General features: G+C 61.8%; 24 protein-coding genes. 12 read left to right on the forward strand and 12 right to left on the reverse strand.

Annotated features, from left to right (window positions below; all coding sequences use genetic code 11):
* The first annotated feature begins 788 nt into the window (after positions 1–788).
* The 9 genes from CLV78_RS22640 to CLV78_RS22680 all read left to right on the forward strand — a co-directional run bounded on the left by CLV78_RS22640 (position 789) and on the right by CLV78_RS22680 (position 9,435).
* Entirely contained in the window at positions 789–1,670 is an 882-nt protein-coding gene (locus CLV78_RS22640; RefSeq protein ID WP_106208302.1) for an SMP-30/gluconolactonase/LRE family protein, read from the forward strand.
* A 3-nt stretch (positions 1,671–1,673) separates the two neighbouring features.
* Positions 1,674–2,348 carry a GntR family transcriptional regulator gene (locus tag CLV78_RS22645; RefSeq protein WP_106208304.1) on the forward strand — a complete coding sequence of 225 codons (675 nt, stop codon included), beginning with the start codon at positions 1,674–1,676 and terminating at the stop codon, positions 2,346–2,348.
* Positions 2,345–3,559 carry a mandelate racemase/muconate lactonizing enzyme family protein gene (locus CLV78_RS22650; RefSeq protein WP_106208306.1) on the forward strand — a complete coding sequence of 405 codons (1,215 nt, stop codon included), beginning with the start codon at positions 2,345–2,347 and terminating at the stop codon, positions 3,557–3,559. Before CLV78_RS22645 ends, CLV78_RS22650 begins: the two co-directional genes overlap by 4 nt.
* Entirely contained in the window at positions 3,556–4,329 is a 774-nt protein-coding gene (locus tag CLV78_RS22655) for an SDR family NAD(P)-dependent oxidoreductase (RefSeq protein WP_106208307.1), read from the forward strand. Before CLV78_RS22650 ends, CLV78_RS22655 begins: the two co-directional genes overlap by 4 nt.
* A 41-nt stretch (positions 4,330–4,370) precedes the next feature.
* Positions 4,371–5,375 carry a substrate-binding domain-containing protein gene (locus CLV78_RS22660; protein WP_106208309.1) on the forward strand — a complete coding sequence of 335 codons (1,005 nt, stop codon included), beginning with the start codon at positions 4,371–4,373 and terminating at the stop codon, positions 5,373–5,375.
* A gap of 80 nt (positions 5,376–5,455) precedes the next feature.
* On the forward strand, positions 5,456–6,970 hold the full coding sequence (locus tag CLV78_RS22665; protein ID WP_106208310.1) for a sugar ABC transporter ATP-binding protein: 1,515 nt from the start codon (positions 5,456–5,458) through the stop codon (positions 6,968–6,970).
* Positions 6,967–7,965: an ABC transporter permease gene (locus CLV78_RS22670; RefSeq protein ID WP_106208312.1), complete on the forward strand. Its 999-nt coding sequence runs from the start codon at positions 6,967–6,969 to the stop codon at positions 7,963–7,965. The genes CLV78_RS22665 and CLV78_RS22670 overlap by 4 nt, the downstream gene beginning before the upstream one ends.
* On the forward strand, positions 7,962–8,957 hold the full coding sequence (locus CLV78_RS22675) for an ABC transporter permease (protein ID WP_106208314.1): 996 nt from the start codon (positions 7,962–7,964) through the stop codon (positions 8,955–8,957). The genes CLV78_RS22670 and CLV78_RS22675 overlap by 4 nt, the downstream gene beginning before the upstream one ends.
* Positions 8,958–8,994: 37 nt before the next feature.
* Positions 8,995–9,435: an RbsD/FucU family protein gene (locus CLV78_RS22680; protein WP_106208316.1), complete on the forward strand. Its 441-nt coding sequence runs from the start codon at positions 8,995–8,997 to the stop codon at positions 9,433–9,435.
* A 171-nt stretch (positions 9,436–9,606) separates the two neighbouring features.
* Here CLV78_RS22680 and CLV78_RS22685 read toward each other — a convergent pair whose 3' ends face one another.
* Positions 9,607–9,897, reverse strand: a complete 291-nt coding sequence (locus CLV78_RS22685) for a hypothetical protein (RefSeq protein ID WP_106208356.1) — start codon at positions 9,895–9,897, stop codon at positions 9,607–9,609.
* Here CLV78_RS22685 and CLV78_RS22690 point away from each other — a divergent pair.
* Positions 9,891–10,514 (forward strand): hypothetical protein, encoded by a 624-nt coding sequence (locus CLV78_RS22690; RefSeq protein WP_211301061.1) that lies wholly within the window; start codon positions 9,891–9,893, stop codon positions 10,512–10,514. The two genes, CLV78_RS22685 and CLV78_RS22690, sit on opposite strands and share 7 nt — an antisense overlap.
* Before the next feature lie 521 nt (positions 10,515–11,035).
* Here CLV78_RS22690 and CLV78_RS22695 read toward each other — a convergent pair.
* From CLV78_RS22695 to CLV78_RS22745, 11 genes are all read right to left on the reverse strand, one after another.
* Positions 11,036–12,712 (reverse strand): SulP family inorganic anion transporter, encoded by a 1,677-nt coding sequence (locus CLV78_RS22695; RefSeq protein ID WP_106208318.1) that lies wholly within the window; start codon positions 12,710–12,712, stop codon positions 11,036–11,038.
* Between the two features lie 46 nt (positions 12,713–12,758).
* Positions 12,759–13,592, reverse strand: a complete 834-nt coding sequence (locus CLV78_RS22700; RefSeq protein WP_106208320.1) for a class II glutamine amidotransferase — start codon at positions 13,590–13,592, stop codon at positions 12,759–12,761.
* A gap of 44 nt (positions 13,593–13,636) precedes the next feature.
* On the reverse strand, positions 13,637–15,325 hold the full coding sequence (locus CLV78_RS22705) for an aspartate-alanine antiporter-like transporter (RefSeq protein WP_106208322.1): 1,689 nt from the start codon (positions 15,323–15,325) through the stop codon (positions 13,637–13,639).
* 91 nt (positions 15,326–15,416) lie between these two features.
* The gene (locus tag CLV78_RS22710; protein WP_106208324.1) at positions 15,417–15,911 is read right to left on the reverse strand and encodes a hypothetical protein; all 495 of its coding nucleotides are present in this window, start codon (positions 15,909–15,911) and stop codon (positions 15,417–15,419) included.
* Entirely contained in the window at positions 15,911–16,264 is a 354-nt protein-coding gene (locus CLV78_RS22715) for a hypothetical protein (RefSeq protein ID WP_146136770.1), read from the reverse strand. Before CLV78_RS22715 ends, CLV78_RS22710 begins: the two co-directional genes overlap by 1 nt.
* Positions 16,265–16,331: 67 nt before the next feature.
* On the reverse strand, positions 16,332–17,060 hold the full coding sequence (locus CLV78_RS22720; protein ID WP_106208328.1) for a SpoIIAA family protein: 729 nt from the start codon (positions 17,058–17,060) through the stop codon (positions 16,332–16,334).
* Positions 17,061–17,083: 23 nt separating this feature from the next.
* Positions 17,084–18,328, reverse strand: coding sequence for a Glu/Leu/Phe/Val family dehydrogenase (locus CLV78_RS22725; RefSeq protein WP_106208329.1), 1,245 nt, complete (start codon positions 18,326–18,328; stop codon positions 17,084–17,086).
* A gap of 36 nt (positions 18,329–18,364) precedes the next feature.
* Entirely contained in the window at positions 18,365–18,775 is a 411-nt protein-coding gene (locus CLV78_RS22730; RefSeq protein WP_106208331.1) for a hypothetical protein, read from the reverse strand.
* A gap of 24 nt (positions 18,776–18,799) precedes the next feature.
* On the reverse strand, positions 18,800–20,491 hold the full coding sequence (locus CLV78_RS22735; RefSeq protein WP_106208333.1) for an FAD-dependent oxidoreductase: 1,692 nt from the start codon (positions 20,489–20,491) through the stop codon (positions 18,800–18,802).
* Positions 20,492–20,529: 38 nt separating this feature from the next.
* Positions 20,530–21,003 carry a histidine kinase gene (locus CLV78_RS22740; RefSeq protein WP_106208335.1) on the reverse strand — a complete coding sequence of 158 codons (474 nt, stop codon included), beginning with the start codon at positions 21,001–21,003 and terminating at the stop codon, positions 20,530–20,532.
* A gap of 285 nt (positions 21,004–21,288) precedes the next feature.
* A complete protein-coding gene (locus tag CLV78_RS22745) occupies positions 21,289–22,917 on the reverse strand; it encodes a tetratricopeptide repeat protein (protein WP_106208337.1) in 1,629 nt (542 codons plus the stop codon).
* A 200-nt stretch (positions 22,918–23,117) separates the two neighbouring features.
* Here CLV78_RS22745 and CLV78_RS22750 point away from each other — a divergent pair, with 200 nt between their 5' ends.
* Together CLV78_RS22750 and CLV78_RS22755 are read left to right on the forward strand one after the other, a co-directional pair.
* Complete coding sequence (locus CLV78_RS22750) at positions 23,118–23,408, forward strand: hypothetical protein (protein WP_106208339.1); 291 nt, start codon at positions 23,118–23,120, stop codon at positions 23,406–23,408.
* 94 nt (positions 23,409–23,502) lie between these two features.
* The gene (locus CLV78_RS22755) at positions 23,503–24,171 is read left to right on the forward strand and encodes a hypothetical protein (RefSeq protein WP_106208341.1); all 669 of its coding nucleotides are present in this window, start codon (positions 23,503–23,505) and stop codon (positions 24,169–24,171) included.
* Position 24,172 lies beyond the last annotated feature (1 nt).

The raw sequence follows: 24,172 nt of genomic DNA on the forward strand, positions 1-24,172 counted from the left end.
TCTTCGGGCTTCTCTCGTTTCCCAGCCATCGCTGATCCTCCAATTTGCAGGACAATCTATCCCAGTTGGTGGACCACTCTCAGGGGGCTACTCCAACGTCGCCCAGCACCGAGATAGGAAATTCGAGAAATCAAAGGCTTATCACGTAAGCGGCTGAATATGCTCGCTTATTGGAATCGCTGGATTATCGGCTCATAACCTGAAGGTCGTAGGTTCAAATCCTACCCCCGCAACCAGAAATCCTACACGATATCAAAGACTTGAAGTCGGCCTCGGCCGATCAAGTTTTTGATGTCGCGTTTTACATCAACGCCACATCAACGTTTGACGAGTCCACTAGATGGAACTCAGGGAAGCGATAGCTCCGGCGAATAAACTTCCGGTCGCTCATTCTGCCTTGTTGAGGTCATTCAGTGCTTCTGCGTTTCGACTACTCTCTATCTGTCCTGGAACTCAAGCCGGGCGACACATTGAGTATGCCTACTTTCCCACTTGGCATTTGGGCACGCCCTGAACTGGGCACGGAAGTTTCCAGTGTTGCTATCGCCGAAACATGGAATTTTTTAATCATATCTTTGGCTTGGTAGGATTGCCGAGGCGAATGCATGCGAACGTTTTGCCCTCGTCATGACGAGTAGAAGTCGGTCCACTTCCTCTGTCAATCTCGCCTGATTTTGATCTCCCGTACGTCTGGTCTAACTGGATCGCCCGCGCTCCAAGGACCTATGTGGCAACGATCCTTCGAGCACTTATTGACAGAAATCTGATAGCTGATATATCAGATAGTCATGCAGATTCGCTCGCCAGATATCCACATCGATGCCGACACAGATCTGGGCGAATGCCCGATCTGGGATGAAACCACGGAAACCCTATCCTGGATTGATCTCCACAGGGGCCTGCTCTGCCGTTCAGCCGGCGACGCCGGGCAGATCGACACGGTGCCGCTTCCAAAGCGGATCGGTGCGTTCGGCCTCAGGCGCAATTCTGGTGAAGTCCTCGGCCTTGAGGATGGGTTCTACCTGCGTTCTGCAGAAACCGGGAATGTCGACCTCATCGCCGAAATCGAACCCGATCTACCAACGACCCGACTGAATGATGGGCGTATCGCTCCCGACGGTTCGTTCATTTGTGGCGGTATGGACGAAGCCGATCCACAGAAACCCATCTCTTCTGTCTATCGGCTGGACGGTTCAGGTGCAGTGACGACAGTTATCAGCGACGTCTATTGCGCCAATGCACTTTGCTTCAGCCCTGATGGCGGCACCATGTATTTCACAAACATGGCGACGCGAACTCTTGTTGCCTATGAGTACGTGGTCGGCACAGGTCCGGTCGGTGCGCCTCGATTGATCGCCGAACTTGCAGCGGGCAGCGGCCTGTACGACGGAGCCGCGGTTGACGAGACGGGTGCGATCTGGGTGGCTGTCTGGGGCGGGCGCCGCCTCCTCCGCTACACTCCGGATGGCTCTCTAGATCAGCAAGTGGAAATGCCGGTCACCAATCCGACATGCTGCGTGTTTGGTGGGGCAGATTTCAAGACACTGTTCATCACGACCGCCCAGTTCGGGCTCACAAAAGAGCAACGCGCGAAAGAGCCGCTCGCGGGCGCAATTCTGTCGATAGACCTGCCGGTTGGTGGCCTGCCTGAGCACCGGTTCGAGGGGTAAGAAATGTTCAATCAACAATCCCTGGCAGAGCAGGTTCAGCAGTTTCTCCGCGACCAGATCATTTCCGGTGAAATCGAGCCGGGTGAGCGGATTGACCCCAAGGCGCTGGCTAAGGATCACGCCATCAGCCCGATGCCGGTCCGCGATGCCATGCGGATGCTGGATCAGGAAGGGTTTCTCGAGGTCTCGCCCCGCCGCGGCGTCTTCGTCGCCCAGATGACCCGGATCGACCTGAAGGAGATCTTCGAGCTGCGAATCGCGCTGGAATGCATGGCCGTGCGCCTGTCAGTCACGCGGATTCCCGAAGCCGAGGCCGCCAGCACCCTTGCGGCCTATTGTGAGCTTGGGCGGCTTCCTAACGGCGACGAGCGCAATGCGCGGCTCAGCGAAGTCGACAACCTAGTTCACAGTGTGTGCATTAAACATTGCGGCAATTCGCGTCTGATCCGTCAGATGCACAATCTTCAGGACATGATCCGCTGGGCGCAGTCGACGACCATCCAATACCTGAAAGAGCCGTTCGAGACGACGTTGCCCGAACACATTCGAATTTGCGAGGCGCTCGTCCAGCGCAACGGCCCGGAAGCCGAAGCTGCAATGGAAAGCCACCTCAGCACGACATCCCAGCGGATACAGGACCACCTGATCCGGCTCGAACAGAAAGGCGGAGAACAATGAATGTGCTGACACAAGCGGCATCCCACACATCCCTCAAGATCGAACGGGTCGACACGTTCATCTTGCAGCTGCCGCTCGCCGACCAGACTTTCTATTCGTCGCAAGCAGCCTTTCCGATCCGGAACTCGCTGCTGGTGCGGATCACTGCCGAGGGTGGTCTCGTTGGTTGGGGCGAAGGTGGGCAATACGGACCAGCAGAGCCGGTCGCGGCCTGCATCGACCATGTGCTGGCCCCCAAGATTCTCGGCAAGCCCGTGTCCTCGCCCATCAAGACCAGCGAGGAACTTTACGCCTTCAGCCGGGACTTCGGCCAGAAGGGCACCTATGTCGAAGCGCTGTCGGCCATCGACATCGCGCTTTGGGACCTCTGGGGGCAAGTGTTGGGCGTTCCGGTTAGCGAACTGCTTGGAGGTGCCTTCCGATCCGAGGTCACGGCCTATGCCACCGGATGCTACTATCCGGAAAGCTTCAAGAACTACGACGCCCTGCTTGAAGCGTTGGAAGCAGAGGCTTCCACCTATGCCTCTGCCGGGTTCTCGGCTCTCAAGGTTAAAATCGGCCTGCTGAGCGTCGAACAAGATGCGGAGCGGCTGGCGGTCGTGCGCAATGCAATCGGACCGGACAAGAAGATCCTTGTCGATGCGAACCATGCCTACAATGCCGCGACCGCGATCCGAATGGCGCGGGAACTGGAGCGTTTCGACGTCCGGTTCTTCGAGGAGCCGGTGGTGCCTGAAGATCGGGCCGGTTACCGCCGCGTGCGCGACGCGACCGACGTTCCGATAGCTGGTGGCGAAGCGGAATTCACGAGGTTCGGCTTCCGTGATCTGTTCGTAGGCGAATGTATCGACATTGCGCAGCCCGATGTCTGCTGCTGCGGCGGTTTCTCCGAATATCTGAAAATCCAGGCACTAGCCTCGACATTCGGCGTTCGGGTCATCCCGCATGTCTGGGGGTCCGGTGTCGCTGTTGCGGCCGCCTTGCAGGCCATCGCGACCATCCCACCGCTGCCACATACTGCCAATCCCGTGGCACTCCAGAACGAACCGGTCGTTGAATACGACCGCAAGCACAACCCGCTTCGGGACGACCTGCTGGAAAGCAACTTCTCCCTGAAAGACGGCCGCCTGGCCGTGCCGACAGGCCCGGGCCTCGGCGTCACGGTCGACGAAGACGTTCTGAACAAGTTCGCGAAGAAGGTGTCAAAATGAGCTTTGAAGGAAAGAAAATCGTCATCACCGGAGCCGCAATGGGCATCGGTGCCGAGATCGCGCTCGACCTCGTGGGGCGCGGCGCGGAAGTGGCGCTCGGGGATTTTTCACCGCTCAAAAAGACCGTGGCCCGGATTGCCGAAGCGGGTGGGAAATGCCACGCGTTGAAGCTTGACGTGACCGACGAGAACGCCGTCAGGTCCTTCGCATCCGATGCCGCCGCCGCGCTCGGAACCGTCGATGGTCTTGTGAACAACGCCGGCAGCAATGGCGAATGCCAGCTGGTCGAGGACATGCCGCTGGCGGCGTGGAACAAGACGATTTCCACGAACCTGACCGGCACGATGCTCGTCACGCGGGAGTTCATTCCTGCGTTGAAGCAAGCCGGCGGCAATGTCGTCAATGTCGCCAGCAATGTCGCGCGACGCGGCCTGCCCTACCGGGCCGATTACGTCTGCTCGAAATGGGGCTTACTTGGCCTGACCCAGACCCTCGCGCTGGAACTGGCCGAAAGCGGCGTGCGTGTGAACGCGATCTGCCCAGGCCCGGTCGAGGGCGAACGTATCGAGCAGCTTGTCGCAAACCACGCCAAGGCCGAGGGCCGCAGCTTTGAAGAGATGCGCGCCGACTGGGTGTCCGGGTCGCCGATGAAACGCTTCATCCAGACTTCGGAGGTGACCTCTGTCGTCGCCTTCCTGCTCGACGAGGCCACGTCATCCGCGATGACCGGGCAGGCACTCAACATCACCGCCGGAATGATCATGACCTGATCTTTGAAAAGACGTCTCAAACAGCTCTGGGAGGAAACATCATGAGCAAAATCGGACTTTCAATCGCAGCAGCCGTGTCGGCACTGGCACTGACAAGCGGCACCGCCGCCTTCGCAGAGGGCAAAGGCCTCGTCGCCTTCTCGCAGGCCGATATGGCCAATGAATGGCGCGTGATGAACACCAAGGAAATGGAGCAGGCCTTCAAGGAAGCCGGCTACGATTTCGTCTGGGCCAATGCGAATGCAGACCCGGCCAAGCAGCTTGCCGATATCGAAGACCTTCTGTCACGCAAGCCTGACCTTCTGGTCGTGGCACCGATCGAATTTGAACCGCTCGCCCCCGTGCCGCGCCTGGCCGAGGAAGCCGACACTGACCTGATCGTTGTCGACCGCGCCCTTCCCGGCGAACCGGGCACCGGCAAGTGGATCTCGCTGGTCACGATTGACTTCGTCGATACCGGCGTGCGCGTCGCCGAAGACGCCGTCGAGCAACTCACCGAGAAGTACGGCGAACCAAAGGGCAAGCTGTTGCACGTTACCGGCAACACGGGCGCATCGCCGGTGATTGACGAGCAGACGGGCCTCGACCAGGTTTTCGATCAGTACGAAAACATCGAGATCGTCGGCACCTGTGACGGTCGCTATGCCCGCGAAACTGGCCGGAGCTGCACCGAAGACCTGCTGCAGGCCTTCAGCAAGGGTGACGTCGACGGCATCATCTTTGACAATGATGACATGATGATGGGCGGACTGAGCGCCATTTCCTCCCAAGGCCGCGACGAGTTGCGCGGTTGGCTCTGGGGCAAGGATGGCACGGTCGAAGGCCTTCAGGCGGTTCTTGATGGTGACATGACATTCACCGTGCAGACCCCGCCGTTCTTCGGTGGCAAGGCTCTGGAAGTCTGGGAAGCCGCGAAAGCCGGAAACGATGTCGCGCCGGTTCAGTATGTCGACAAAGAAAGCTTCGACAACGACACCGATGCACAGATGAAGCGCGTCGAAGAGCGCATCGAAGAACTAAAAGCCCTCGGCGTCGGCTGCTGTTGACCGAGCGCTAGCACCACCCGTCGGGCCGCCAATATGTGCGGCCCGACACCCTTCGAACATACCTGGATCCGGGAGGCACCATGCCGGACGCCGTCGCGACCCTCAGAAATATATGCAAGACCTATCCGGGGGTGAAAGCGCTCGACAACGTGTCGCTCGCTGTGCGCCCCGGTGAAGTTTTATGTCTGCTCGGCGAGAATGGCGCCGGGAAATCCACCCTAATGCGCTGCCTGACAGGGGCCGAAATGCCCGACAGCGGCGAGATCGTCATCGACGGCACAGCGTACACAGCCTTGAGCGCCACCGATGGGCACGCGCTCGGCATCGGAATGATCTACCAGGAAAGCAGCCTCGTTCCGGCGATGAGCGTTGCCGAGAACATCTTTCTTGGCCACGAGCCGTCGAGCGGTGGCATGGTCAATCGCCGGGATCTTGAGGCGCGGGCGGTCGAGTTGATGCAGCGCTTCGATCTGCGCTTTCCGCCAGACCTGCCTGTGCGCAAGCTCGGACCGGCGCAGCAGCAACTGGTCCAGATTCTCAAGGCCCTGTCGCGCGACCTGCGTATCCTAGTGATGGACGAGCCGACCGCTGCCCTGACCCAGCGGGAAATCGAGCACCTGTTCGAACTGGTCCGCACGTTCCGCAAAGACGGCATCGCAATCATCTATATCTCGCACCGGTTGGAGGAAATCCTCGAAATCGGCGACCGCGCCGTGATCCTGCGAGATGGCGCCTTTGCCGCCGAGCGAAAGATATCCGAGACCACTGAAGCGCAGTTGATCGCCGACATGGTCGGCCGCAATCTCGATGGGAAGGTCAGCAAGAAGTCCCACACCGGAGACAAGGTTGTCCTTTCAGTGGAAGGGCTTTCTTCCAAGGGGCTGTTCTCGGACGTTTCGTTCGATCTGCGCGAAGGCGAGGTGCTTGGTCTGTCCGGGCTCGTTGGCGCAGGCCGGTCCGATCTGTTGTCCTGCCTGTTCGGAGCCACGCGCCGCAGCGCCGGCACGGTGCGCATGGATGGCGCCGAGATCCATCCGAAATCCCCGCGCGAGGCGATTGCCCATGGCATGGGGCTCGTGCCCGAGGAACGGCGCGCGGACGGGTTGGTGCTTGACCGCTCGGTGGCCGAAAACATGGCCTATCCGCAACTCGATCGCTTTGTCGGCCCGAGTGGGCTACGCTGGTCGAAGCTGAAAGCGATGTCCAGCCAGATCTCAGAGCGGATGCGCCTGCGCACGCCCAGCCAGGACCAGCGGGTTGGCCTGCTGTCCGGTGGCAACCAGCAAAAGATCGTCATTGGAAAGTGGATCGCGGCGGGCGCCCGTGTGCTGCTGCTGGATGAGCCGACCCGTGGAATCGACGTCAACGCAAAGCGCGAAATCTACGGGCTGATCGAGGAACTGACCGCGACGGGCGTCTCCGTCATCCTGGTCTCGTCCGAACTGCCCGAGGTGCTCGGCCTGAGCGATCGCATCGCTGTCATGTCCGCCGGACAGATGGTTGCGATACTCGACAGGGACGAGGCCACACAGATCAACATCATGGAACACGCGTTTTCCCGCGTGTCAGCCGGAAACGGAGGCATTGCGGCATGAGTATGAACCCTTCTCCGGCGATGACAGGGCATGGCTTCAACTGGCGCACATTCGTGGGGCAGAACGACGCCTACCTCGCCCTGATCGTCCTGATCGTGATCGGCGGACTGATCAGCCCGGAATTCCTGACCACGCTGAACCTGAAGAACCTGCTCAGCCAGTCGGCCGTTCTGGGCATTCTGGCGGCGGCGCAGTTCATGGTGATCCTGATTGCCGGGTTTGACCTTTCGGTGGCGGCCGTCATGGCGTTGTCGTCGGTCGTGTTCGCGCAATTCGCCCCCATCGGGCTCGCCCCCGCGGCCGTACTGGCTGTCCTGTCGGGGCTGGGCTGCGGTGCGATCACGGGTGCATTCGTGACATTGGGGCGGGTGCAGCCGCTGATCGCAACACTGGCAATGCTTGGCATTGCGCGTGGCTTTGCCTTCACCGTTTCCGAAAAGAGCCTGCTCGTCGACAGCCCGCTCGTGGTTGCCATGTCGAAAAGCTGGGGCATCATCTCTGTGCCGATGGTGATCTGGTTGGTCATCGCGGCTCTGCTTTCCGTGTTCCTTTACCGCTCCCGGTTCGGGCTGCACTGCCTAGCCATTGGTGGGCGGGAACAGACAGCCGCACTCGCCGGTGTGCCTGTCCAGCGGACCAAGTTTCTCGTCTACGTGGCGGCCGGTGGGCTGAGCGCGCTGGCGGGGATTGTCCTAGTCATCCGGACGCAATCGGGCGTGCCCCATGTCGGCAATGGCTGGGAACTGGCCAGCATTGCGGCAGTCGTTCTGGGCGGGACGGCTCTCTTCGGTGGCGAGGGCCAGCTGCCCAAGGCCATGGCCGGCGTGCTGATCTACCAGACTATCGCCAACTTGATGAACCAGGTCGGCCTGAACCCGTATTATCAGGACATTGTTCGCGCGATCATCATCCTCGCCGTTGTCGGCGTCGGGATCTTCCGGGTCAGGCAGAGTGAGCGGCGCGTCAATCGCGCCGAAATCGGAGAAACAGAATGACGGACGCCACCGTGACCCCCAGCATCATGAACCCTCGTCCCATGCTCCGGAAATTCGGTCTGCCCGCTCTCCTTCTGGGGTTCGTGCTGCTCGCAACGCTTCTCTCTGGTGGCAAGTTCATCCAGCCGGACAACCTGTCGGTCATCCTGTTCCAGTCCTCGATCGTCGGGGTTCTGGTCATAGGCATCACCTTCGTGATGCTGACCGGCGGCATCGACCTGTCGATTGTCGGGATCATGGTTCTGTCAGCCATCCTTATGGGGGCTGCCGGGTCCGAGCGACAGCAGATGATGTTGCTCAACGACATCGTGCCCTATGTCGGCCCGTTCTGGGCGTTGGTGATGGCGCTCGTCGTAGCGGCGCTGCTCGGCTTCCTGAACGGTGTCATTTCGATCCGCTTCGGCATTCCTTCGTTCATTGTCACTCTGGCGATGGGGCTCATGCTAGCGGGCGTGGCGCTGATGGTGACCGGCGGCTCGCCGATTTACTACCCGCCGGACTTCTACGAAGTCTTTGGCGAAACCCGGATCTTCGGCATCGTCGCCCCGGTCTATGCCTTCCTCGGGCTTGCTGTATTGTGCTGGTGGGTGCTGAAATCAACTCGCTTCGGCGTGTCCATCTACGCACTTGGCGGCAATCCGCACGCCTCGCAGCTTTCGGGTATCCCGGTCGTCCGCTACCAGATCCTCGCCTTTACGATCTGCGGACTAGTCGCAGGGATCGCAGGGGGCCTGTTCCTGTCCCGCACCGGGTTCGTGGCGCCGAGTTCCGGCGGCGACCTTCTGCTTGGGACGATTGCCGCGGTCGTGGTTGGCGGTGTCAGCCTTTCCGGCGGGAAGGGGTCGATTGTCGGGGCCGTTGTTGGCGTGCTGTTCCTGTCCAGCCTCAGCAATCTCATGAACATCCTGCTGATCTCTCCGCATATCCAGGACGCTATCAGCGGGTTTTTCATACTCGGAGCGATCACGCTCTCGAACCGGCTCGAAAGCTGAAACCCGCCGCACGAACCAAAATCAAAGAGAGGCTCCTATGCTGATCGGTCTCAACCCAATCTTGTCACCCGACCTGCTACATGTACTTGCGTCTATGGGTCATGGCGATGAAATCGTCATCGTGGATTCCAACTACCCGGCACACTCTTGCGGAAAACGTGTGGTGCGCCTCGACGGTGTGTCCGGACCGGAGGTCGTGGAAGCGGTCTTGTCCGTAATGCCGCTCGACAGCTTTGTCGACGACCCCGCGCTCTCCATGGAATACGCAGACGATCCAGAGTTCATTCCAGAGGTTCTCCACGACTACCAGAAGGTAATCAATGATACCGCAGATGCTGCGGCTAGGATCGCCCGGATCGATCGGTTTGCCTTCTATGATCGCTCCAGGTTGGCGTCGGCGGTCATTCAGACCGGCGAACGGAGGATCTATGGCAACCTTATCCTGAAGAAAGGTGTAGTTCTGGCTCGCTCGTCATAGCACATTCCGACGAAATCTGTCGCCGCTTTAGGGTAGATCACATGAGCGACGGTCGATTTTGGTGGACACGACATCGAAACACCGGGGTACGGAACGCGGCCACGGGCCTCGCCCAATACGCTGGGCCACTTCGACATAGAATGCGTTTCCACATCTCTATGGGTCATATTTTTATCCCACCTTCTCCCCCCAAAAGGACGTTATGTCCGCCGCAAAATACCCATCCTGCGCGCGGAAATACCCCTGCAGCTCGACGGTATCGCCCGCCGTCAGCGGCACCATCGTCTGCAGCCAGAGTGCCGTCGCCTCCGACACATGCGCGCCGGAGATCTCACCGAATGACCCGCGGATCTCGGTTGTGCCGTTCTGGACGAGCCGCCCCCTCATGCGGGCCGAGGTGCTGGCGTTGACCTTGTACATAAGCGTCGCGCCAAAAAGGTAGGTGCCAACCGCCGTTGACACTTGCGGCCGGCCGCAGCGTGTTCACCTATTCCGGCGAGCTGACGGGCACACCCAATGGCGATGCACCGAGCGTGCTTGCGACCTCCTACAATTTCAAGGCAGAGATCGACGTCCCGAAAGCAGGTGCCGACGGAATGATCGTGACGCAGGGGGGGCGCTTCGCGGGCTACGGCTTCTATGTGCTCAAGGGCAAGCCGATCTTCACCTGGAACCTCGTCGATCTCAAGCGGCAGAAATGGCAAGGCGACGAGGTGCTTTCCCCGGGCAAACACACGCTTGAGTTCGACTTCAGATACGATGGTCTTGGTGCAACCACTTTGGCCTATGGCTCCCCCAGCGGCCTTGGTCAGAGCGGCACCGGCGTTCTCAAGGTCGACGGCAAGGTCGTCTCTACACAGAAGATGGAGAAGACAATTCCCATGACGCTGCAATGGGACGAGAACTTCGACATCGGTGCCGACACCGGCACGCCGGTGGACGACCGGGACTACGAGGTTCCGTTCCGGTTCAACGGCCGGCTCGACAAACTCACTCTGACAATCGACCGACCCAAGCTCTCACCGGAGGACATCAAGAAGCTCGAAGCCATGCTGCATGGGAATTCGGCAAGCGAATAGCCCGCTGATTTGACTGAATGGTCGCGAATATCAAGGCAGTTCCGACAGGAGCAGCCCCGCGCGATTGTCCAGAAACACGCCGCCGTTTGTCTGGAGTACCGGAAATCCCAGAAATGGCGGCGTAACGTTCGGATCATCGGCTCAATGTGCTGTCTCCGGCAATCGCCGACAGATCCACGAAGGGCGGACTGACCGCGCTGCCGTCACTCGGCTCGCGAAAATGCCGTGGCACGCACGATTGGCAGAATTGCGAAATCCGCGTTGAAGCGTGATCCGATCCCGTTAAACTCTCTTCTGGGCCGGAAGCGCCAATTGAACGCTGGGAGGCGAGCAACAGATGTCCTCCTTACGGCCGACCGCCTCGTTTGAGAGCGTGTCGCGATCAATCGGATTCACATATTCGACCGTCAACCCGAGGCAGTGTTCGCGTGAGCGAATGCGTTCGGGTCGACGGGTGAATTCAATAAAACGCGACATGCTCTAGGCCCGCACATCCGCGGAGTTGGTACTGGAAACGGCCCTCATTCGCGTGGTGGCGTGCCTATGGTGTCGAGGTAGTGCTGCAGGCCCAACCGGGCATTGACAAAGATCCGCTCCGGGCCAAGCGCTTCGGTGAAGCCGGACGCTTGCATCGAGGCCGCAACGGACGGGTTCAGACCGGCGATCCACAGGGACAGGCCCGATCGCGCGATGCGCTTCTCCCCGTCGGTCAGCATCCTCAGCGCGGTGTACTCAATGTCGAAGACCCGGCTGAAATCAAGCAGTACCACGCGCGGGTCATGCTCTGCGATCAGCGCGCGGATGCGGTCTCCCGTCCCCTGGGCGTTGGCAAAGAACAGCCGCCCCTCGGGCCGGAGGATCAGGATCCCGTCGAATGTCTCGTCCTGGGGATGATCGGGTGACACCGGTCGCAGGATGTCGGTGCCGCGTTTGCGCCCGATGACGTCCAGTCGCGGATGCGCGGCCTGCGCCGACAGGCCGATGAGCGACAGAACGATGGCAACGAGAATGCCCTGCAGCGTTCCGAAAACGAGTACGCCCAGAAAGGCGGCGAAGGCCCAGAGAAACTCCATCTTCCGGACCCCGCGGATCATCGCGAATTCGGCCGGCTGGATCAACGTGACCGAGTAGACGATTACGATGGCGGCGAGGACCGCCATTGGAAGAAGCCCGAGCAGCGGCGCCAGCACCAGCATGGTCGCTGCTGCCGCGGCCGCGGTGACCAGCGAGGCGACTTGGCTGCGACCTCCGACCGCGCGGACAACGGCCGTTTGCGACGTGCCGCCGCCGGCCGGCATGGCACCGAAAAAGGCACCGGCAAGGTTGGCGCCGCCGGTGGCGACGAGTTCCCGGTCCGGGCGGATGGGCGGATCGTCCTGAGTGGCAAAGGCCCTGCTCGCGGCGATGGTCTCGGTGAAACTCATCAGCGCGATGCCGATGGCAGCGGGTGCCATCTGAAATGCCAGAGCCGGCGTTGGCAGGGTCAGCGACGGGAGCGCGCGCGGGATCTCGCCCACGATCTCGACCCCCGCGCCGTCCAGCCCAACCAGGAAGGAGAGCGCGATGCCGCCGCCGACAACCAGAAGCGGCGCTGGCGAATGTGGCCGAAGGCGTTCCATCCCGACCAGCAGCAGCAGGGTGCTCACGCCGATCGCAAGCGTCAGCGCCGATGTCTCCGGCAGGTGCCGGAACAGGCTGAGGACGTCCCGAAAAAAGCCCTCTTTTTCGATGTGGAAACCGAACAGCTTCGGCACCTGATCAAACACGATGACCAGCCCGATGCCCGCCTTGAAACCTGTCAGAACCGGCAGCGAGATGAAATCCGCAACATGCCCCAGCCGAAGCAGCGATGCCGCGATCAGCAGGGCACCGGTGAGGAAGGTCAGCGTCGCGGTGGCGGTGATCAGCAGTCCCGGGTCGCCATCCGGCACCGCAAGCGCCAGCTGGGTTGCGACAAGGATGGCCAGCGTCGATGTGGAACTGACGCTGAGAACCCGCGAGGAACCAAGAAAGGCATAGATGATCATCGGAACGAAGGCGGTGTAGAGACCGACGATCACCGGCAGGCCCGCCACCGTCGCATAGGCCATCGCCTTCGGAAGCACGACAGCGGCGGCGGTCAGTCCGGCTAGAAGATCCGGGCGCAGGTTGCCGTCGGACGGACGCCATGCAGTGTTCCGCCGTGCATCTTTCACCATCTTCGTTCTCCTTCTGTCACGGTGCGGGGTCTCCGGTCTCCGGCGATCAGATAGACGCGGCAGGCTTGAAGGCGGAAATCTCGATGCCGCCGTTTCGCACCGTGCAGCTATGCGCATTCGGCAGTTCGTTCCAGACGCCCCTTGTCGACCCGAGCGGTTCGGAAACGACCAGCTTCGTCCGGTCGTCGATTTCCCGGAATATCGGGTTCTGCGGGTATCTCCAGCGAAGCGTCGCCGGATCGGATGAATAGAACAGCGTGCGCGACCGACCGGAACTCGCGTATCGGAAGGCCCAAAGCGCGCGGCCGTCTCCAACCGCGACCGTCATCTGCAGCGGATGCGCGATGGCGTGACCCTGTCCGACCTGCTCGATGAAGCCGACCGCCCTGGCGACGGCGGCGGGTGGATTCCGTTCCAGCCCGAAGGTCAGGGCGAGGTAGAAAAACAGTTCTGAATCGGTAGACCCCTCGATTTCGGGGTACAGGTCCGGGGCGACGGCGAGCACCAATTCCCGTTTCACCTTCTGAAAGTCGGAGATCGCCCCGTTGTGCATCCATAGCCATTTCCCGTACCGGAATGGGTGGCAGTTCGTCTGCTGGACGGCCGTACCTGTGGATGCGCGGACATGGGCGAAGACCATTTCGGACCGGATCTGCCGCGAAAGCTCTGCCAGGTTCGGATCGTTCCAGGCCGGGCGCGTGGTCCGGTAAAGAGCCGGCATCTGGCCCTCTCCGTACCATCCGACGCCGAAACCGTCGCCATTGGTCGCATGCGCGCCGAGGCGGGCGTTCAGGCTCTGATCGATCAGCGAATGCTCGGGTTCGAGAAGCATCCGCTCCAGCAGGAGCGGCGATCCGGAATAGGCAAGCCATCGGCACATCTCTGTCTCCTATCCTTCCGGTTTGGCGAAGGCCTCCGGAAACCTCACGCCATCAGGATGACGATGACGCTTCCCCAGAGCGTCGCCAGAACCTGGGCAACCGGATAGGTCGGCGCATAGCCAAGCACCGGCAAGGGGCTGTCTGCCCGTGTCTGGACTGCGGCCATGGCTGCGGTTGCGGTCTGGCTGCCGGCGATCCCGCCCAGCAGCAGGACAGGGTTCATCCGCAACACGAAATGGCCGAAGGCAAGCCCGGCAAACAGCGGCAGGATCGCCACGATGAAACCGCCAATCGGCAGCATCACTCCGACCTCTTCGATGGCTGGCGCGAGTTGCGGGGCGGCCTGCAGGCCGACCATGGCAATGAAGGAGGCCAGCCCGAAGGTCGTCATCAGTGTCACCGCGCCATTGGGAATGCGCCCGAAGAACGGGAAGCGACTGCTCAGGTAGCCGGTGAGAAGCCCCGCCAGCAACACGCCGACGCTTGTTCCCAGCGTGACCTCCACGCCAAGGATGGAAAACCGCAGCAGCGTGCCCAGCAATCCGCCAAAGAAGATCATCAAGCCCAGAACGACGAAATCCGTGGCCGGCGTCGGGGACAATTCGCGCCCGAAATGTGCCGAGGCGCGGTCCAGCATGGTGGCCGGGCCGATGAGGTCGATGACATCGCCCGCCTGCAGCCGGATGCCCGGAGCCACCGGAATCCGGCTCTCGCCGCGCAGGATCGTGCGCAGATAGACCCCGCGCGCCCAGTCTGTGACGCCGAGGTCGCGCAGGTCCCGCTCCAGCACGTCGCGGTTGGTCACGACGATCCGGGCCTGCCGGTAGGGGATGTCGAGAAGGGCGGCGTCGTCCACTTCCTCGGCGCTCTTCGACAGAACCTCGATGACATTTTCCTGTCGCCCACTGATCGCCAGGACATCTCCGGCTTCGAAGCGCAGATCGGGTGCGGCTTCCAGGATCTCGCCATCTCGTCGCAGGCGCAGCACGAAGAGACGCCGGTCGGCGACCTCTCGTTCGACCTCGGCGAGCAGGCGGCCAATGATCCGCGACTCCGGCGGGGTCCGGTAGGCGCGGAACTGAAACTGCCGGTATCCCGAGACGATGTTGGGGTTTTCGTCCTCGATCCCGAGGCTTTCGGCAAGGGCTGCGGCCTCGTCCTTCAGATTGATCCGCAGCAGTTTCGGGCCGAGATAGCTGCAGAACCAGATCGCGACAGTATAGCCCACCACGTAGCAGATCGCATATCCGACCGCGACATGGGCGGTGAGCTTCTCGGTTTCCTCCGCGCCGAGCCCCAGCAGCGTGACCGCCTCGCTCGCCGAGCCGATGGCAGAGCTTTGGGTGACGGCGCCGGCAAAAAGCCCGCCCGAAAACCCCGGATCGAGCTGCATCAGGCGGGCCATCGCAAAGGCGGCCAGCAGGCCAGTCGTGGCAACGACGGTGGCCAGCAGGATCGGCTGAATACCGGTGCGACGCAGGGCCTGCAGGAATTGCGGCCCGGCGGAATACCCGATACCGAACAGGAACAGCAGGAACAGGTAGGACTTGGCCATTCCCGCGACCGGGATCTCGGCCAGCTGACCGATCACGAGGCCGGCAAAGAGCGATCCGGCGACCGGCCCGAGAGAGAAGTCGCCAATCCGGATGCTTCCCAGAAGATAGCCCACGGCAATGGTCCCGAAGACCGCCAGTTCGGGGAAACCGGCAAGAAATTCCGTGACTCCAGACATGTCAGTTTCCTCCCTCCTGCGAGCAATCACACCACGCGCGGTCTCCCCCGCATGGTGTCAGCGGTGGTGCCGGCCCGGCGTCGTGGCGACCTCAATTCGCGACGTTCTCGTCGCAATAGCCGTCGCCGTCTTCGTCCGGGCAGGTGTAGACTACAGTGTCATCATCGCTGGCGATGGCGGCTCCGACTCCGGCCCCGACAACGGCCCCACGGACAAAGTCGTCCTCAATCAGGTGATCGCGGTCGTCATCCACATCAACGTCAATATCGACGTCGCGGTCTGGCCGGTTCTGGGCCCGTTCCTGTCCCTGTGAATAGCCGCCGGGTTGACGGGATGGCGCTGCGCTGCCGCGGGGGGCTCCTCCACCTGCACGGCCGCCGCCACGCTCACCGCCACGAGCAAGGCGCACTTCTTCTGATGTGCCCGAGGCAGTTGCGCGGGGAAAAGCGCCTACCAGGGTTTCAAGATCGACGACAACGCCGAAAGCGGGGGCTGCGCCGACCGCGTGGTCGTCCGGGGCCACCGCGGCCTGCGAAGGGATCGCCGCAAGTGCCAGTACTGCGGTAAATGCTCTGAGCCCTGCCATTACATTTCCACCCGCAGCCTGTAGTCTTCCCGGATTCCCTGCCATTGTTCGAGCAAGGCCGTGCAGTCCAGATTGTCCACCGGTTGGCCGGACCCGTATCCGACCGAGGCCGCATAGACAAAAGCAAGATCCGAGCCGACATCCTGCAGGATCAGATCAAAAAGCTGCGTTGCCTCTTCGCGGAACACGTCCTTGTCCTCCGCTTCCGCGCAGACAAAGGCGTTGCCGATCGCGATGCCGGTCTGTCGGATCCGGTTCTCCATCTGTTCGCGGTCCGGCGCTTCGGCCAAAGCCGGCGCAAGGCCAGCCAGCGCAACGCACCCCACGGCCATTGCAAGTGTTTTCAGGTTCATGATCATTCCTCCTTCGTGCTGCAGTGACGGTGCCCGGAGGGGGCGCCGCCATCGGATCCCGCGTGGTTCATGGCGACGAGAGCCACTCTCTGGCGGCGATGGCGTCAGCTTCGTCAAAGAACCGGTTCTCGGCATTCAGGAACCGTCCCATCAGCCGCTGCGCCATGTGTTGCCACCTCTTGTTTCCGACGACCGCCACCCGATCCGGTAGCGCGGCATGCTCGCGCGCGAGGCTGAAGTGCGCCGCCAGCGCCGAAACGCCTTGCCAGCCGGTGAACTCGGTGAGGTCGAGCAACAGGCGAAAGCCATCGCGGTCGCGTATCCGCGCATCGAGGTCGCCTTCGGCCTGTTTGTAGGCGTCCGGGTCGATGTCCCCCAGCAGGCGCACCTGAATGCAGGGGCCTCCCAGATCGATGATGTGGATGGCTCCGAGCGACTCGCGCAACCAGCGACGGGCCGCTTCGATGTCCGCCAGCAGAAAGACCTGCGCGGGACATGGCAGCAATGGCGACGCGAGTCGGATCGACGTGCGCAGCCAGCCGGTGTCCGTGACCATTGCGATGCGGTCAAACCCTTTCCAGTGTGACAGGCCAAGCTTGGTGTCGGCCCAGACGGCGCCGAGATCGAAACCTTTGAAATCGTCTCCTGCGATGACCAGCATCCGGATACTGTCATGGTCTTGCAGGGCGCTTTCGATGGCCGGAACCAAGGTGTCCTCATAGTCCGCGCCGGCAATCTCGCCGGACATGCGGACCTCGATCGGCCCACCGTCGGTTCCCGTGTCTATCGTGATCATTGTGTTCGTCTCCGGTTTTAGCGTCAGAACGGGTTGTCGGCACCGATATGAACCCGCGCGAGCGCGGCTTTTCCAACCCGGCGGATGGCGAGGACGAAAGCGGCGGTCCGCAGGTCGGTCCCGTATTCTGTCGCCACCTCGCGCACGGCGCGGTACGAGGCACTCATCCGCTTGTCGAGCTCCGCGTTCACCCGGGCCTCGTCCCACCGGAATTGCTGGACGTTCTGCGTCCACTCGAAATAGCTGACGGTCACGCCGCCGGCATTGGCGAGGATGTCCGGTATGACGAGGATGCCGCGCGCGTTCAGGATCTCGTCCGCTTCGGGCGTGGTTGGGGCATTGGCGCCCTCGACGACAATGGTTGCCTTTACCTCGGAAGCGTTGTCTGCGTTGATCGCGTCTTCCAGCGCCGCCGGCACCAATATATTGACCTCCCAGGAAACGATCTTGCTGCTTTCGAAGGCGTCGCCGCCGGGGAAGCCCGCAACGCCGCGATGCTCGGCAACCCAGGCTGCCAGCGCCTCGACATCCAGCCCCTCCGGCCGGGAGACACCACCGGTATGATCGGCCACCGCCACGATCCTAGCGCCGCGGGCTGCGATCAGGCGCGCGGCATTGCTGCCGACATTGCCGAACCCCTGGACGGCGACCGTCACGTCCGAATACGCCTTGCCTTGCTCTGTCAGTGCCTCGGCCAGAACTTCCATCACCCCACGCCCGGTGGCTGCGGCCCGGCCTTCTGAACCAAACAGGTCCACCGGCTTGCCGGTCACCACGCCGGGCGAGAAGCCGGCGTATTGGGAGTATTCGTGCATGATCCAGCCCATCACCTCGGCATTGGTGTTCACGTCGGGGGCCGGGATGTCTGTCGTCGGGCCGATGACCTCCTTCATCTCCTGCACGAAACGGGTGGTGACCTGGAACAGGTCTTTGCGGGACATTTTCATCGGATCGCAGTTGATGCCGCCCTTGGCGCCGCCGAACGGAATGTCCACGACCGCCGTCTTCCATGTCATCAGGTTGGCGAGCGCGGCGGCATGGTCTTCGTCCATCGAGGGGTGGAACCGCAGCCCGCCCTTCATCGGCCCGCGCGCATTGTTGTGCTGCACTCGGTAGCCTTCGTAGTTCTGCAGCCGTCCGTCCTCGCCTTCGATCACGATCTTGACCTTTACGATCCGCTTCGGGGCGAGCAGGATGGTTCGGATCTTGTCGGACAGGCCGAGCATATCAGCCGCCTTGTTGAAATATGTGTGGCCGTGTTCAAGCATGGTCTTCTCCCCATGAATCATGGGCGATCCGCCCGTCTATTTGGGCGCATCGCCCGTCTTCCCGACCCAGTGCCGCGCAATCCGGGCAACCGGCCCGCGCACAAGCAGGTAGGGCAGAAAGCCGATCGCGATGGCGATCAGCAGAGCCTCCCCCGGATAGAGCGCGCGGAGGAACCAGAGCTGGTAGGCGACATCGAGCAGCAACGCGAAGATCACCACCCGTGCCGGCGCGCGAAACGCCTCGCGCCACGCCTGGCGCCGGTCCTCCGCTGACCCGGCCAGTTGCAGGCCGAACGGAGGCCGGCCGCCGCGGGCATCCCGAAGACCATCGCGCACCGCCATCAGGGCGGCCATCGCCGGCTGGACGGCCAGCCGAAAGGCAAGCGGGCCATCGGGCCGTTCGGCGAGGTTCTCGATTGCTCTCGCGGCGGCATCCTCCAGAGCCATCGGCAGGCCTTCCTCCGTCTCTTGTCACTCCAGCACACCGTGGTGAAACCGCGACAGCATTCCGCCCGAGACCACGCTGGCCTCGAAACCCTTCTGCCGCAGCATTCGCGTGGCGTAATAGGCGCGCTGACCGGAGCGGCAGATCACCATGATCTCGCGGTCCTTCGGCAACTCGCCCAGACGGTCGCGCAGCTGGCCGACCGGAATGTGCGTGGCGCCATCGACGCATTCGACCGCCAGTTCCGGCGTTTCCCGTACATCGAGCAGGAAGGCGCTTTTCGTCTCGTCCCAGTGCCGCAGCGGCATGTCGCCCCCCAGAACCCCGGCGGCAACCATTCCGGCGAAATTGACCGGGTCTTTGGCGCTGCCGAATTGCGGCGCATAGCAAAGCTCGGCCTCTTCCAGATCGTAGATCGTCGCACCCAGCTGCAAGGCCATGGCCAGAGTGCTGATACGTTTGTCGACCCCGTCGAGACCAAGTGCCTGGACCCCGAGCAAACGACCGTCCGAGGCACGGAACAGCACCTTCATCGCGATTGGCGCGGCGCCGGGGTAATAACCCGCGTGGGAGTTCGGATAGAGGTAGATCTTGCGGTAATCCGTATCGCCGCGGCGCTGCAGCGTCTTCTCGCTCGCCCCGGTCCAGGCGGCCGTCCCGCCGAAAAGCCCGATCACGGAGGTGCCCTGCGTGCCCCGGAACGTCGCGTTCCGTCCCGCGATTACATCGGCCGCGATCCGCCCCTGACGATTGGCCGGCCCGGCGAGCGCAACAAGGCTCCACTCGTCGGTCACGAAATCGCGCACCTCGACGGCGTCGCCTACGGCGAAGATATCGGGATCGGAAGTGCACATGTGGGCGTCGGTGCGGATGCCGCCCCGCTCACCGATCTCGACCCCGGCCGATTGTGCCAGGGCCGTATCCGGGCGCACGCCGAGCGACAGGATCACGATGTCGGCGGGGTGCACCGCGCCCGATAGCGTCGTCACCTCGAGCCCGCCAGCGGCAGCTTTGGCAAAACTTGCAACGCCATCTCCAAGGGCCAGCCGCACGCCGTGACGTTCAAGGTGGGCTTCGGCGATCTGCGCCATTTCGCGGTCCATCGGCATCAGGATCTGGTTGGCCATCTCGACCACCGTCACGTCGAAGCCGCGGTGCACGAGGTTCTCGGCCATCTCAAGGCCAATGAACCCGCCGCCAACGACGACGGCCCGGGTTTTCGGGCGCGCGGTCTGGAAGCCGGAGTACTTGTGCATTCCCGCAAGGAATTGCGAGCCCTTCTCGATCCAGCCGCGAACGGCCCGGGCGTCGGGCACCGTCCGCATCTCGAAGATCCCGGGCAGGTCGATGCCGGGGATCGGCGGGCGCAACGACCGTGCGCCCGGCGACAGAACAAGCCTGTCATAGGTCTCGGTCAAGACCTCGCCGCTCCTGGTATCGCGCAACTCGACGGTCTTGGCCGCAGCGTCGACCGATACCGCCTCGCAGTTCACCCGCGCGTCGATATTGAACTGGGTTCGGAACAGCTCCGCGCTGGCCACCAGCAGGTCGCCCTCCTTCGGGATCACGTCCCCGGTGTGATAGGGCAGGCCACAATTGGCGTAGGACATGTAGGGGCCACGTTCGACCAGGACGATCTCGGCCGCTTCATCCAGCCTGCGCAACCGCGCCGCGCACGATGCTCCTCCGGCGACTCCGCCAATGATGACAACCTTCATGGGTTTTCTTCCCTCGCTTGGTTTCCAGTTTGGCACCGTCAGCCGGTGGCTTTGGGGGCCCAGTTCAGGAACAGGCCGACATCTCCGGGCATCCCGCCCGGGAAGTTGATGATCATCGCCTTGAGCTTGTATCCCTGCGGCTTGGCGTACTCGACGTAACGTTCGTAGAGTTCCCGCGCCTTGCCCTGAAGGGTCTCGGGCCAATCCGGTTCGGCATTGTTGATGGCGCGCCCGCTATCGGTGCAAAGATCGGACGAAAAGGAATAGACCATCGCTTCGAACTGACCGTTCTTGACAGCATTCTGAACCATCCGCCGGATGACTTTGCGCTCATCCTCAGTCACGTGGCTGCTCAGAAATTCGGCCGCGAACGCGGCTTTCCTGTCTTTCTCGGCGGCGATGGCTTTCTCCTTCGCCTCCATCTCCTCCATCTTCTTTTCCAGAAGCGCCATTCGCAGGTCCGCCGCGCTTGGCACCGGAGCGTTGGGGTCCTTGAGATCATTGCCTGACATCGGGTGTCCTCCTTCACGGGGTGGCGGTCGGCAGGTGACTGCGCCGGGCGTATCGATCATCCGGATCGGGTGCAGTTGTTCAGGACATGTCCACGATACATGTCCACGATTGCAGGCCCGAGATCCGAAGCGGATTCGGACGGCATGCGACAGCCGGTCGTTTCGGAGATGCCGACCTCCTCGAATAAAGGATTTCAGCCGGTTGGGCAGTAAACAAGGAAGGTCATGTAGACTACATCCCGGGCAGGGGGAGGCTACATCCCGACAGGGCGGCAATAGGAGGTTTCAAGGCAAGGCCACCGGCGAGAGCGTTGAAAGACCCGCTTCCCGAAGGGCGGCCACGACCTGGGTTGCCAGGTGTTCGTCGACGTTTCGGGCAATGAGGTCTTCGTGAACGATCCGGCCATACTCCGGATTGATCGACAGCATGCGATCTATCGCGCTGCAGGCTTCGGTGTCACGCCCCAATCTGACAAGGGCGATGGCCTTCATCATCGGGCTGAAAATCACATCCGGCGCATGGATACGCTTCGCTTCCGACAGGGCCTCTTCGTATCGCCCGTTCACGAAATGATAGAGGCACAGGCCGATCCGATATGTACCGGGTTGAGCCGCATTGCGCGCAAACGACTTCTCCAGCAGTGGCACCGCGCGGTCCCAGTCGCACCGCAAAGCCAGCCGAAGGCCAAGATCGGCCATGATTTCGGTGGCGTTCGGGTTGAGTTTCAACCCCGTCTCGAATGCCGCCATGGCCGCTTCGACGTCGTTCTGGAACCAGTAGATCAGCGCCAGCGCATGGAAGCCGCGACTGGACCGGGGCGCAAGCACGATGGCGCGCTCCGCCAACGCCTCGGCGCGCTTCAGTGGGTCCGGCACTTCGGTCGCAAGGGGAAACCCGAACCGGTAGGCGTCGACATAGCAAAGCGCCAGACAGGCATGGGCCTCGGCGAATGCCGGTTCTCGTTTGACCGTATCTTCGAGGCATGCCGTAACACCGGCATGATCCTCGCGGCGCAAAGCCCTGAAATACTCGTAGTACCGTGTCACGCAATCACAGGACACGAAATCTGCCGGCGAAGTCCCGTCCAGATCCTTGATCTTGTTGCTGAAAATGACACCGTAGGGTTGAGCGAGAACGCGAACCACACGATCGGCGACAAGATCCCGGATCGCAACGATCTTGTCCGGTTGCAACGCGCTTTCAAACTGATCTGCCCAGAGCACGCGACCGTCCTCGCATTGTACCAGCATCGCCTCGACAACGAGGTTCTCCGCACCGATAATCGCGCCCCCCTTCAGAATGAAGTCGGTGCCTAGACCATCAAGGATCGACTGCCTGTCGGCGGCATTTCGCAGGCTTTCGACGGTATCGGCACCGTAGACGAATAGATCCGAGAACCTGGACAGGGCAACCACGATGTGACGGGTCAGGCCACTTGCAAACCCGGGATAGTCAGACAGGCCCCCCTCGCACTCAAAGGGTTCGACCAGGATCGACGGCATCTGAATCGCAACGCCCTCGCTCCTCCCGCCCGCGTCCCGCCCGAGAGTTGCTGGTTCCGGCGGTTCCACCCTTTTGAAACTCGGAGCATAGGTGCCCTTCGGAATCGATATCCGAAGCGGAGTCTTTTTCCCGCCGAGCAGGTAGTATCGCTCCATGGAACGGCGCAACCGGCGCGCAGCGATGCGGACCACAGGATCGCTTTGCGGATCGAACGTGTCGGGCCGGCTGAAAACAGAGACGCCGACAGAATATGCCTTGATGCGCTCCGCGCGCCCGCCAAGGCTTTCCTCTACAACATAGCGCAAAAAGTCCCGCTCTCTGACCGGAGCGTCAAAGTCATCGGAGCCGAGCAAGCGGTCAAGCTCTGCACGAATCTCTTCCGCTGCTGGCTGGTCGCGGTCAGGTTTCATTTGGGCCCGGGAACGGTTTTCGCGGTGTTCTGGATGGGATCACATTGAAACAATTACGTTTCCAGAACAAGTCTCTGTCCGAACCGGAACGTTCGACCTCTCGCCACATGGTGTAGCCTACACAGATATCCTCACGTCGATAGACCAACTCGGCGAGCATCCTTGGGCCTGTTTGCGAAAGCGGAAGGGGAGGCCGTGCGGTGCCCGACGATTATTTGCCGACCAAGGTGCTACAGACGGTTCTGGAACAGGACGTGGGGGACGGCGCCGTGATACGGCGCCTGTTCATCGGGGACGAGTCGTTCAGATCCGCCTGCGAAGATTTCGTTCTCGCCAGCGAAATGCTTCTCCGGTTCGAGTCTGTGACCGATGGCTCCAGACAGGCTGAGGTTGCCGATTACCGAGATATGAAGGCCACTTTGCTCGACGAATTGCGGCACATCATTGGGCAATCGAAGGTCCCGGGCGCTACCGGCGGGCCGCTATCGTGAGCGCGCTTGATGATCGCCCCGGTTTCGCCGCGCTCCTCTGTGGCTGCGAGATTGCGGCCCGGAAATCGCACGCAAACCTTGATGGAGGGCAGGCATGACAGACACGGCCACAAAAGAAAACGAAACGGACTCGGGCATCGACACGGATGCGGTGTTGAAAGATCTTGAAGCCGGCATGGATAATAACCCCGTCAAGTCTCTGGATGGGGCCGCAGAATCGGGCCTATCGACCGAACTGCCGGAGGAACTCCCGTCTGACATCCTGGAACCGGATTCAAAACTGCTTCTGCCCGGTTCTTCGGAGACCGACATCGATTCCGATACCGTCCTGAAAGAGCTGGAGAACAGCATGGATGAACATCCGGTGCGGCCGATCGACAGCAATAACGGTCAGGTGCAACCGGAGGGTTCTTTCGTGCCAAACGACTTGCTCGACGCACCCGGATCGAATGTCGAAAACGATGGCGACCTGGGGGGCGATCAGAGCGCTATTGAGGTTGATGCGCCAGCGTTCACGCTAGCGCGCCACGTCGTTGCCGCACCTGAAGCCGCACACGGCAGTATCACGGTCGCGTCCCCCGGCCCCGAGTTCATGGCCCCCGGCGAACTGGTCCCGATGGGCGAGATCGATGTCCTGTCAACCGTGCTTGCGGTCGTCCTGCTGAACATGGTCGTGCCGGCCTTCCCGGCCAAATTGCCGGAATTCGAAACGACCGGGAGCCGGTGCTCAGGGGCGCCTGATCAGTACAACCGGAACTCCTGAA

It is taken from the genome of Aliiruegeria haliotis (assembly GCF_003003255.1).
Classification (GTDB): domain Bacteria; phylum Pseudomonadota; class Alphaproteobacteria; order Rhodobacterales; family Rhodobacteraceae; genus Tropicimonas; species Tropicimonas haliotis.